Consider the following 11,764-nt stretch of genomic DNA (forward strand, 5'->3'; position numbering starts at 1 on the left):
AGATTGCTATAATACTCGGCAGGTGGTAGTATTTAACAAGTAAATTTGGAGGAATGATTATGACGATTACTGTAAATAGTGGTTCGGCACCCAATACGTTATCTGTAAATGGCACCGAGTTAGCCTATGATGATAATTTTAAGGCGCTGGCCAATGAACTGCAAATTGACCCTACAACGCTTTTTGGCTTATTCAAGGGTATTGAAGTCAAAGATGGCGATGTATATTCACTAGAGACCTTGCTAGATAAAGCGGTTAGTAAAAATCCTGGATCACCAGAAGATGTTGCTCTCCTTTTAGAAAAGGCGCAAACACTTGAGTCCAAGTTTAAGAATGTAGATATTGCTGATCTAGATAAGAAGATTAAGGATTTGGATGATAGGATTAAGGCGGCTACGGGTGACGCAAAAAAGACATTACAAGATCAACAGGCGCAACTAAAAGCAGTCAAGGCTTTAAAGGGTGAGCTTGAAGAGGCGAAATCAAAACTTACCTATGCTCTCGATAATAAGTCGATCAATCTTAAAGAGGACCTTAAAAAACAGGTAATGACATTTCTTGGTAAACAGGCTCCGGCTGGTGCGGATGCACCAGGTTCAGCCGGGGGTTCATCCGCCCAGACACCGCTTGCATATAAAGGAATGGCTGGCGGAGATGATGCCCCGGGCACGTCGGCGACGAATAATCAGGCGGCGGCAGGAAAGGCGATGGGAGGCTCTTCTCCCTACGACGGACTCGTTGGTGGCAAGGCATTTGATGCTAATAACGGCCTTAACTTAGGGCCCGGAGCCGATAGCGGACTCCTCGATCTATATGACATCCAGTCAGAACAGCAGAAGCGCCAGCATATGATGACCCTCTTCTTCTATTATGCAAGAATGGCGATGTCGGGCGATATCGGGGCCATGTACCAGTTCATGCGATTTATCGGTTATGTTATCGCCCGCGACAAGGCCCTTCAGAACGTATGGATGGGAACAAAGCTCATTGAGCTTCAGGAGACGTCGCGTAAGGCAACGGAAAAGCTCTTAAATTTTAAGGTTGGCGAAAGCGCGGCCGAGCAGGCCGAATGGCAAAAAGAGCTCCAGAAGATCAAATCGGAAGAAGGCATCGTTGCAACTTCGCAGAAATTGATATCTCAGATGATGGAAGAGTTCACGCAGATAGTTGAAACGCTCACGAACGTCCAAAAGAGCTTGCTCGACGTGGCCGGTAAGGTGATGAGCAACTTAAGCGTGTGGAGATAATAGAAGCAGTGACTTGTGACTCGTAATTTGTTACTAGTTACTAGTTACGAAACCAGGGGCCCCGGGGATTTAGTTATAGCTAAAGAACCTTGGGGCCTTTTTATCTGCTCTTTGAAATCCATTCCGCCACATTAAAAATGTGGATAATAAATGAGGCATTCTGCTTGATTTCGAAGTGCGACAGGTTGGGTGTTCGAGCGACCGGTGTCCGGTTTCGCTCAAACGCCGCGAAACCGGCACCTTAGCGCTCGGGCACGGCGTTTATAAAATGGCTGCCGATGCCGCGCCCTCCGCGATATCGCTCTCACACCCCACCTGCCTCACTTCTCACGCAATTATAATGCTTCTTGTACCCATTTTTGATGAAGTCTTCATTCGTGCTAAAGGGATGCGCTAGCTCGTCTGGGCAGAGACTGGCGCTCCCGACGAACGTTTGTTCGGAGGGATGATATGCCGGCGTATGAGGGAGCATAACTTTTAGTGGTTTTAAAATTTGGTGGCTGACAGAGCTTGTCGCATGGAAGCCGCCAAATTTTATGATTTTCAAAACCACAAAAGTTCTGCGACCGAAAAGACGGCATGTCAAGCGTCTCTGCTCAGACGAGCTAGCGCATCCCTTCGATTAGAACGTAGCGGAGTGGGTAGTAGAAATTGCTGGTAAACGGCGTTAACAAATGGTAAATTGTTATCAAACGGGGTTAAATATGCCGTCCAAAAAGGAAAAAACTGTATTTTTGCCGGATGATCCCGGCAAGACCATGTCCAAAGAAGAGGCCACAAAAGAGCTTGAAAGGTTCTTTAAGCGCCTCGAAGAAGATACTCCCAAAGAGCTCAGAGAGATAGGGGCCGACAGGGTCAAAGAGTTCATAGAAGGGGAGGTCTCCTGGTCCGACATGTTCAATCTTCCAAAGCAGATGGTCCGCGACATGGTCGAGTACGGCTATCTTCAGTTCCAGACCGGCCGCTACGAAGAGGCCGAGCGTTTTTTTAAGATGCTTACCATCATGGACTGGAACAACAGCTATTATCACTCGATGATGGGCTCCATATTGCAGCGCCAGAAACGTTTTGGCGAGGCGATAGCCGAATATGCCGAGGCTGTAAAATTGAATCCGACCGATGTTGTGAGTCTCACGAACAGGGGCGAGATATATCTTCAGCATAAGATCTTTGGTGACGCCGCGGCCGATTTTGACAAGGCGATAGCGCTGGACCCCAAGAAGGAGAACAAGTGGGCGAACAGGGCGCGCGTTCTTAAGGCGAAGATAGAACAGGTGGAGAAGGTGCTTGCGGCCCAGAAGGCAAAGGCCGCAAAGACGGATGAAAAGGATAAAAAGGCCGAAAAGGGGAAGAAAAAGAAGAAGTAATCCATGCCGATAGACCACATAGGAAAGGCGACGATAGGCGAGAGCGCAGTTAGGCTTCCGTTTGATAACCCCGCGGTTGCGGCGGCGCTCAAGCAGGGATCCATCAAAGATGTTTTTAAGATCCTCGGACTTTCCGAATCCGACCTTGAACAGTTCGTAAATCAAAGAGGACAGGAGTGGCTACAGCTATCAAGGCCGGAGCCCCTTTATGAGGTGACGGGTGCCATGCCGCCCCCTAATATCGAGCACTTTCAGATGCACGATCAGACCGCTGCTTTTTCTGCCAATGATGAAAAAACGCTTGGCGGTATCTTTGCCAAGGCCATGGTCGAAGGTAAGGGTGATGATGCCCCTTCTGATAATCAGGGAGGTGGACAGGGTGAACCCGACCTTCAGAACATTCAGAACCATGTTGACGAATGGGATAATTTTTGGACCGATATTTTAGAGCCTTCCATTATGGAGGCGCAGTTCAGTCAGGAGCTTGCAAATAAGAGCGCCGAGCTTGAAAAACAGTGGGCGGAGCTTTTAAAGAAGGCAAAGGCAGGCTTGATAGACGCGGCAACTCTTGTCGTTGCGCTCACACGGGTCAATGTTGAAAAGAACGGCGTTATTTTCACCCAGCTCTCCAAAAAGGTCTGGAACTATAACAAGCAGGCGATGAAGGTGACCGACCAGCTCAAAGATTCTCTCGATTTTCAGAAAGACTCGATGACAGCCAGCACGCAGCTAAAGGAAGTGAATCAGTTGATGACCTTCACGATGAACGATCTTAACGCTACTGCTACCGCCACAAAGACATCTCTCGATTCGGGAAAGAGCCTTTTGGATATGATCCAGACCCTTACAATGGAAATGGGCAGGAAGATAGGGCTCGGAGGCTGATAATATATGGCAGAAGAAGCGGTTCAGACAGCAGGCAATCCAAGACACGTTCCTATTCTCGATCCCACTCCAGCGCGCAAAAAAAGGATCATCGAACTGTTTACCAAGTTTCTGGAAGACAAGATCTCGCTCGCCGAGCTTAAAGGTATAAGCCGCGAGAAGCTCTTTCAGCTTGCCGAGGCGGGCTGGGTGAAGTTCAAGCACGGGCGAGTTGAAGAGGCGCACAAGATATTCCAGGCCCTCCTTGTGCTCGATCACAGGAACGCCTATTTTCATTCGGTAATGGCCGCCATTCATCAGAAAAAGAACAAGCCGGTCGAGGCTATACTTGAATACACAAGGGCCATTCAGATAAACAACAAGGATATAAGCTCATTCGTTAACAGGGGAGAGATATTCCTGCGCCACAGGAATTTTAAGAAAGCGGCCGAAGATTTTAAGAATGCGATCCTTTTGGATATGTCCGGAAGGAACCTCTGGGCCAACCGTGCCCGCTCGCTGGTGATAGCGCTCAAACGCACTATGGATGCCGCCTCAAAGAAGAAATGACCTTATTGCTGACCGCTCATCCTGAGCCTGTCGAAGGATAAATACGTGCTCATGGTTCGTCGTTCGACAAGCTCACGATGAGCTCACCACGATCGGGATTGACTCTAGGGCACCTCTATAAACTACTCACTCTGTCATTGCGAGCCCCGAAGGGGCGCGGCAATCCCCCATAAACACTTGATTTATGGAGATTGTTTCGTCGCTGGACGCTCCTCGCAATGACATAACAATGGGTTTTTAGAGGTGCCCTCTATTCATCATCTTTAGTGGGTATCCCGTACTTTTTCAGCAGATTTCGGATATGCTTGCGGTCTATTCCGGCCTCTCGCGCGGCCTTGGAGAGATTATAACCGTTCCTGCGCAGGAGGTCCAAAAGATAGTCGCGCTCGAACACCTCTACCACCTTTTGCTTTGCCTCTTTAAAGGGGATGTCCTTGACGACCTCCATTCTTTCGGTCTTGTCATCGTCCCTTTCAAGTTCCGAAAAGACAAAGTCGACCTGTTCTTTGGTTATGGTCTCGCCTCCGGCCACGGCGGCGGCCCTTTCAACGAGATTTTGCAGCTCCCTCACGTTTCCGGGCCACCGGTATCGCTGCAATGCCTTCAGCGCGTCATCGTCGACCTTGGTGACGTGAAGAGAGCCATCCTCTTTCTTGTTGAACTTTCCTCCAAGGAGAAATTTTTCAATTATGGGAGAAATGTCCTCCGCCCTTTCCCTTAAGGGCGGTAGCAGTATGCGAACCACGGAAAGTCTGTAGTAGAGGTCTTCCCTGAACCTTCCTTCGGCGACCTCTTTCTTGAGGTTCCTGTTGGTGGCGCAGATGACCCTCACATCGATAGGGGTCGGAATGTTGTTGCCTACGCGTCTTATCTCCCTGCTTTCAAGTGCGCGCAGTAGTTTTGGCTGAAGGTCGAGCGTCAGCTCTCCTATTTCGTCGAGGAATATCGTCCCTGTGTTGGCCTCTTCAAACGCTCCGCGCCTTGTCTTGATGGCGCCGGTGAACGAGCCTTTTTCGTGGCCGAACAGTTCGGATTCGATAAGGTTCGGGGCTACTGAAGAACAATCGAACACGACGAAGGGTTTGTTCTTCCGCGGACTGTTCTCGTGTATCGCCCTTGCGACGAGGTCTTTGCCGGTCCCCGTTTCGCCTTCTATTATGACGGTTGCGAGGGAGGCCGATATTTTCTCAAGGAGGCCGAATATCTGGCGCATCTTTATCGATATGCCGACCATCTCTCCGAAGATCTCCTTGTCGGAAGGTTCTATCTTTACCTTTTCTTCGAAGGCCACGAATTCAAGGGTCGTGTTCCCGATTTTTATCCTGTCGCCGGGAACAAGGTAGGACTCTTTGACGCGGGTGCCGTTGACATAGGAGCCGTTAGTGGAATCCATGTCGCGAAGAAGGAAATTGTCGGAGGAATATTCAAGGGCAAGATGGGTTCTGGATACCGTCGTGTCGGCAAGGACAAGGTCGTTATTCTCCTTCTTTCCTATCTTTGTGATAGGCTTTACCAGAGAATATTTCTTCCCCTTGTCCGGTCCGTCAATGACAGAAAGCTGACATTTGCGAAGAGAGATGGAAGCGCTTCCTTCATCCATTTTTATTATCTGCGTCTTGTTTTCAAAGTCCTTCCTTGATTCTTTTTTGGTGGTCTTTGCCATAATTTTATTCTTCCATTATTACATTGAACTTCTTGTCGTCGGCATCCTGCATGTCAAAACTTCTTTCCCACGCCCTGTAGCCGCCGAGGACCAGTTTGATGTTGTGTTGTTTGTCGCGGCGCACTTTTTTGATGGTGACAGGGGTCTTTGCCCCAATGTCCTCGCCGTCAAATATGACCCTTGCCCTCGATGGGGATGAGCTTATTGACACCGACCCGTAAAGTTCGCCAAGTTTCACTGTTCCAAGGTTCTTCTTTTCGCCCGGTTTTAAAGAGACCTTCTGCGAATAGCGCGCCTTCCCTTCTTTATTGATAAGAAGACGGACCGTTCCGGGCTGCAGGCTTGTTATCGTTATAGGGGTCGTGCCCCTGAACTCGGCGTTAACAAAGACCTCCGCTCCCGAAGGATCCGAGCTAAGGCTTAACGTTGCTGTTTCCGCACCGGCTCTGTAGCTGGTGTCCGGTTCGGACGGTTTTTCCACGGGTTTCGGGGCTTCCGGCGTTATGGGAGTTTCCGCCTTTGCTATCTCTTTAAGGTCCGCTCTCACAGATGCGGCATTGTCGGTTGCCGTGAACTCCCTTATTGCCACTTCGAATTTTGGTTTCGCGAGTTTTACTGAATAGTTCTTTCCGATATCAAGGTTCTTTAATGTGGCCGGTGTTCTAAGTCCCGTGCTCTTTCCATTAAGGTATATTCTGGCTCCGGACGGTCTCGATGTTACATTTGCCGTTGTGACCGCCGCTTTTGCCTTGGCAACAGGTTTTTCTTTGGTCGGCTTAAGCTCGGCGGTAATGTCGAGCGGCTTTGCGTCTTTCAAAGTGACGGTTTGTGTAAAATTTTCGAATCCTGACTTTGCGAGACGAATATTGCTCTTTTCCCCAACGGGAATATTTGAAATGGTGGACGGCGTGACCATCCCGGTATCGCGGCCGTTATAAAATACCTGCGCCCCCGGAGGGGTGGATGTGATCATTACCGAGCCCATTTCGGTGGTAGCCTTGATCAGCTTTGCTATCAGAGTCTGCGGTTTGGAGTTGGAAAGCTTTACCGACTGGTCCAGATCCTTGTATTCGGGTTTTACAAGGGTTATCTTGAGGTCGCTATTTAACTGAAGGTCCTTAAGTATGGCCGGCGTTGACTGGTTGGTGGGGAGACCGTTCACATAGATCATTGCGCCGTCGGGGTCGCTCTTTACCTCAAGAGTGCCCGATTCCGTCCGAAGCTCGGTCTCCATCATGACAGGTTCCGCCGAATTTATAGCTACGTCTTTCTCAAAGTCGTCGAATTTTTCTTTGGCAAGCTTGATCTTATATATCTTTCCTATCGTGAGGTTCTCAAGAATGGACGGCGTTGTCAGGTCCGTATCTTTTCCGTCTAAGAATATCTTGGCGCCGGAAGGGTTCGAAAATACATTTGCCGTGCCGGTGTGGCCGGTTTCGATACCATGTCTTGTAATATCCGTTTTGCCGGTCAGCTGCGGATGAATGAACTTGAAATAAGCAAATCCGACACCTACGAGTAGCGTCAGGACCGTGGCGGTCGCTGCAAGTCTTTGGAACAGGCTTTTTTTTGAGGAGGAAGTCTTCTCGGTCGCTTCCCTTCCTTGGTAGGACGATGCGCTTGTATGTTCGGATGCCTGTATCGTAGGGGAAGTGTCCTCGCGATGGACAAGGTTTTCTTGTAGCGCCTCTTCGGAGACGTTTATTGAAGAGGTCTGCGCCTCGAGCACCTGTTCAAGGGCACCGCGTTCGCGTTGTTTGGATATCTCATCGAAGAAGAGCTCTTTTATGAAGGCCGCAAGTTTTTGCGGCGTGAAGTCCACGTGAGACGTGTAGAGATAGCGCGTGAGGTCTATCTGCATGTCGCCCGCGGAGGCATACCTGTCCTTTGGAAGATAGGCTAGAGACCTTGCCAGAACGTTCTTTAGTCCGTCCGGCATGGTACCCGGGAGCTTTGTCAGGTCCATCTTTGTCGTGCGTATCTTTTTAAGGACCTCGAACTGAGATTCGCCTGTGAACAGTTTTTCGCCGGTAAGGGCTTCATAGAGCACGATGCCGGTCGAAAAGATGTCGGCATGATAGTCTATCGATTTGCCAAGCGCCTGTTCGGGCGACATATACGCGATCTTACCCTTTAGTATGCCGGCCATGGTATGAGAGATGTTCATGGCGGCCTTGGCGATGCCGAAATCGACTATCTTGACCTCGCCTTCGTATGAGATGAGAATGTTCTGCGGTGATACGTCCCTGTGAACTATATTGAGCGGGTTTCCGCTCGCATCTGTCTTTCTGTGGGCGTAATCAAGGCCCTTGCAGACCTCGCTCAATATATAAGTTGAAAGCTCTTCGGGTATCCTTATGTTCTTTTCGCGGCAACGGTAGATTATGTCGCGAAGGTTGACGCCGCTTATATACTCCATCGATATGAAGTAATCGTCGCCTACCTTTCCAAGGTCGTACACCTGTACGACGTTGGCATGTGAAAGCGTGACCGAAAGTTTTGCTTCATCCACCAGCATTGTAATGAAGTCCTTGTCCGCGCTGCAATGCGGAAGTATCCTTTTCATCACGAGAAGCTTTTCGAAACCGTCAACTCCGAAGGTCTTTGCCTTATAGATCTCGGCCATTCCCCCTACCGCGAGTTTTTCCAGAAGATAATATTTGCCGAATTGCTTTGGCTCAAATGTTTGCATAGAGTTTACCTAAGGAGCAATATTAACGCTATTAGCAAGATAGCGGCCCCCAGCGCCGCGTATATCATAAGTTTCTTGTTGTCCTTTGTGCCGACGATCGCCTCTTCCTCGTTCGTCAAGGTAGTGTTGACAGGTGTTCTGGGAGCCGGAACGCTTATCTCAAGAACGGGATCTTTGAGAAGTATGTTAAGCGGGATCTCCTGTCCCGGCTGAAATCTTTTTAGCGTCCAAAAGTCTTCGCGCGCCGGCAGGATGATATGGGCCGCCCTGATGATCTTACCCCTACCCACCTCAAGGTCGGCCTCAACAATGGAGATGCCGCGTTGCATCGCCGTACCTCTGTACCATGCGCGGGTGATCTCTTCGCGGCGAACCTTTAAGTAGCGCCTGTTGCTTGACGCGGCGTAGATCTTTTGCCAGCCCGGTGCCGCGTGAGAACCGGAATATTCGTCGGAATCCCTTTGTTGCTGGCCTTCATCACGATCTTTGTCCTTGCGGGCGCTTGCCGCCTCATCTATATGATAAGGAGTGATCGGCTCTGGTTTATCGATTCGATCTACCATTATTTTTTATCGGTCTTTTTGATTTCGGTCGTTTTTCCGCCAGATGATGAAGAGTACCCGTCCTTATACCATCCCCCTCCTTTGAGCGAAAAGCTGGTCTGGCTCATCACCCTCTTGCAGGAAGAGCCGCAAGTGGGACAGTTGGCGTTAGTCTCGTCGGTTATCTTTTGGACGACCTCAAAATGCTTGTTACATTTGGCACAGTTATATTCGTAAATTGGCATAGTTACACCGCTCATGGCGAGCTTGTCGAGCCATGGTGACTTTTGTCCCATTTTACTTATTTATTGAGAGAATGCAAAGGAAATCTACCGGGTTTTTTCCACTTTTGTCTCGCCTGACAAGAGATCTATGGATATTGTGGCGGTTGTCTTTGGTTCTTTAACCAAAGCACTGCGTGTTCCAGCCAAGCTCGGCTCAATGAATTTAATGACGAGGCTATTCCCCTGCAAGGCGATCTCATTTTTGACCACAGCACTATTTTTAAGATCTGGATTCTTTGAAATATCCCATAGATATTCAACGCATCCCCCTTCGACCATTGAGGGTTTTATTCTTCCTACCCAGTCATCCGCGGCCAAGAAATATATATAATCAGATAGTACATGCTTGTCCTCTTTGGCGACGTCCGTTTTTGCCTCGGGCGGAGGGGCGTTAAGAGAAGCCGTTTCTACCACTTTTCCGGCCGAAACGCCCAGTTCCGCGCCAGATTCATTCACAATTGTCTCTTTTGTGACCATTTCCCGGGTATTATCTTGGGAATTGGCGAATAGTATCTTTTTTATCGGCCATTGCGGAGAGGCCTTGAAGGCGCTGCAGTCGATCTGTCCGTCCTTGACCAGCTCTGAGATAATAACGGATCTAAGACCAAAAATTTTACCGATGGCAAAGACAGGCGCTATAAGGGTATTGCCAATTCCAAAGTCCCCAATCGTAAGAATGCACAATATCAATGAGGTCGCATTCTTTTGGGGGCTTTTCTTTTTCAGCGATACTAATTCCAAACGGATATGCCACACTCAAGGTAAATGAGATATCATTGTAGTTAAGCGTTTTAGGCATGTGTTTGGCTTTTATCTTAGCTTGAACCGCCACTATAAACTTATCATCCAAAACTGTCGGATCAACCTCCGGTTTTACGGCCGGTTCGCTCAGCTTGAACGCATCGATAAATTTGTACTCCTTGCTTCCGGCTGTGGGACAGGTAATAAGATCGTTTATACTGGTCTCGATCTTTGTGGTCAATTTTTCGCCCGGTGTCGTGAATTTATTGTCTGCGCATGAAGAGAACAGCCCCATCATACCAACCGTCATAATTGCCAAAACGACTTTTTTGTTTATCATTTTAATATCCTCCTTCGATAAGATCGTCAAAAAATTGACGAATATTGATATTTTGACGCTATAAATGCCTAATAATTTCAACTAATCACACATTCTAACGTCTTATAACTGCAAGTGCCATGCCATTTAGCGCCAACTCTTCAATCTTTCTGAAATATGCCTCTCGTATCCATTTTCTGTAGGCCTGTAATATATCTTGGCACCTAATTTGTCGGGAAGATATTGCTGTTTCACGAAATTTCCGTCAAATCTGTGAGGATCTTTATATCCGTCACCGTAGCCGAGCTCATCCATAAGTTTCGTGGGGGCGTTCCTGATATGCATGGGAACAGGCAGGGCGCCATGCTCCTCCACATCTTTTAGGGCCGCCTTGTAGGCGAGGTAGGAACTTTTGCTCTTTGGCGCGGTTGCAAGGTAGGCGGCCGATTGGGCAAGCGGTATCCAGCCTTCGGGCATCCCGACAAAATCGAGCGACTGCATGCAGGATACGGCGACCTGAATGGCTTGGGGATCGGCGTTACTTATATCTTCGGAGGCAAAGATGACCATTCGTCTTGCGACGAAAAGAGGCTCCTCGCCGGCGGCTAGCATCCTTGCCATCCAGTAGAGTGCGGCATCGGGGTTTCCTCCGCGCATGCTCTTAATGAAGGCGCTTATTATGTTGTAATGTTCTTCCCCGAGCTTATCGTACATGAGTGACTTCTTTTGAAGCGCAGATTGTATCTCATGAATCGTGATTCGTGATCCGTGATTCGTATTGGATGTTCGACCTTTGGTAAGCGATGCGGCTATCTCCAGCGTATTGAGCGCCCTTCTGGCATCGCCGTCAGAGGTCCTTGCTATGACCCTTAGCGGTTCATCGTCTATCTTGATCTTCTTTTTGCCGAGCCCCCGTTCCTTGTCCGCAAGCGTCCTTTTTAGGATGGCAACAATTCCCTCTTCGGTGAGGGGATTTAGCACATAGACCTTGGAGCGTGAGAGCAAGGGAGAGATTATTTCAAATGAGGGGTTCTCTGTGGTCGCGCCGACGAGTATCACGGTGCCGCTCTCAACGTGCGGAAGAAAGGCGTCCTGTTGAGCCTTGTTGAACCTGTGTATCTCGTCTACAAAAAGTATGGTCTTTTTGCCGGTGAGCCGTCGTTGTTTTTGGGCGGTGTCGATTATCTCGCGCACCTCCTTTACCCCAACAAGGACTGCGGATAACGAAAAGAAATGAGCATCAATAGAATTTGCTATCACCTTGGCGATGGTGGTTTTTCCCGAACCGGGAGGGCCCCAGAGTATTATCGAAGGAAGTTCGCCCGTTCTTATGGCACCGCGCAGGGGGCCGTCCTTACCTAGAATATGGTCCTGGTCCACGACATCGTCGATATTTTGGGGACGCATACGCTCTGCAAGGGGCTCGTAACCCCTCTTTTCCGGCTCGCTGAATAATTCTTGCATGGACACAAGCC

General features: G+C 49.1%; 11 protein-coding genes. 4 read left to right on the forward strand and 7 right to left on the reverse strand.

What is annotated here, in order from left to right; translation table 11 throughout:
• Window positions 1-59: 59 nt before the first annotated feature.
• The 4 genes from COV46_00855 to COV46_00870 all read left to right on the forward strand — a co-directional run bounded on the left by COV46_00855 (window position 60) and on the right by COV46_00870 (window position 4,048).
• Window positions 60-1,247, forward strand: coding sequence for a hypothetical protein (locus COV46_00855; protein ID PIR18196.1), 1,188 nt, complete (start codon window positions 60-62; stop codon window positions 1,245-1,247).
• A 674-nt stretch (window positions 1,248-1,921) separates the two neighbouring features.
• A complete protein-coding gene (locus tag COV46_00860) occupies window positions 1,922-2,614 on the forward strand; it encodes a hypothetical protein (GenBank protein ID PIR18197.1) in 693 nt (230 codons plus the stop codon).
• A gap of 3 nt (window positions 2,615-2,617) precedes the next feature.
• A complete protein-coding gene (locus tag COV46_00865) occupies window positions 2,618-3,499 on the forward strand; it encodes a hypothetical protein (GenBank protein ID PIR18198.1) in 882 nt (293 codons plus the stop codon).
• Window positions 3,500-3,505: 6 nt separating this feature from the next.
• On the forward strand, window positions 3,506-4,048 hold the full coding sequence (locus COV46_00870; protein PIR18199.1) for a hypothetical protein: 543 nt from the start codon (window positions 3,506-3,508) through the stop codon (window positions 4,046-4,048).
• 250 nt (window positions 4,049-4,298) lie between these two features.
• Here COV46_00870 and COV46_00875 read toward each other — a convergent pair whose 3' ends face one another.
• The 7 genes from COV46_00875 to COV46_00905 all read right to left on the reverse strand — a co-directional run bounded on the left by COV46_00875 (window position 4,299) and on the right by COV46_00905 (window position 11,753).
• Window positions 4,299-5,711: a Fis family transcriptional regulator gene (locus COV46_00875; GenBank protein PIR18200.1), complete on the reverse strand. Its 1,413-nt coding sequence runs from the start codon at window positions 5,709-5,711 to the stop codon at window positions 4,299-4,301.
• A 4-nt stretch (window positions 5,712-5,715) separates the two neighbouring features.
• A complete protein-coding gene (locus COV46_00880; GenBank protein ID PIR18201.1) occupies window positions 5,716-8,403 on the reverse strand; it encodes a hypothetical protein in 2,688 nt (895 codons plus the stop codon).
• A 5-nt stretch (window positions 8,404-8,408) separates the two neighbouring features.
• Window positions 8,409-8,966, reverse strand: coding sequence for a hypothetical protein (locus tag COV46_00885; protein ID PIR18202.1), 558 nt, complete (start codon window positions 8,964-8,966; stop codon window positions 8,409-8,411).
• Entirely contained in the window at window positions 8,966-9,190 is a 225-nt protein-coding gene (locus COV46_00890) for an FmdB family transcriptional regulator (GenBank protein PIR18232.1), read from the reverse strand. The genes COV46_00885 and COV46_00890 overlap by 1 nt, the downstream gene beginning before the upstream one ends.
• A gap of 84 nt (window positions 9,191-9,274) precedes the next feature.
• On the reverse strand, window positions 9,275-9,706 hold the full coding sequence (locus tag COV46_00895; protein PIR18203.1) for a hypothetical protein: 432 nt from the start codon (window positions 9,704-9,706) through the stop codon (window positions 9,275-9,277).
• 136 nt (window positions 9,707-9,842) lie between these two features.
• A complete protein-coding gene (locus COV46_00900; GenBank protein ID PIR18204.1) occupies window positions 9,843-10,310 on the reverse strand; it encodes a hypothetical protein in 468 nt (155 codons plus the stop codon).
• 126 nt (window positions 10,311-10,436) lie between these two features.
• A complete protein-coding gene (locus COV46_00905; GenBank protein PIR18205.1) occupies window positions 10,437-11,753 on the reverse strand; it encodes an AAA family ATPase in 1,317 nt (438 codons plus the stop codon).
• Window positions 11,754-11,764: the final 11 nt, after the last annotated feature.

Source organism: Deltaproteobacteria bacterium CG11_big_fil_rev_8_21_14_0_20_49_13 (assembly GCA_002796305.1).
In the GTDB taxonomy this organism is placed as follows: domain Bacteria; phylum UBA10199; class UBA10199.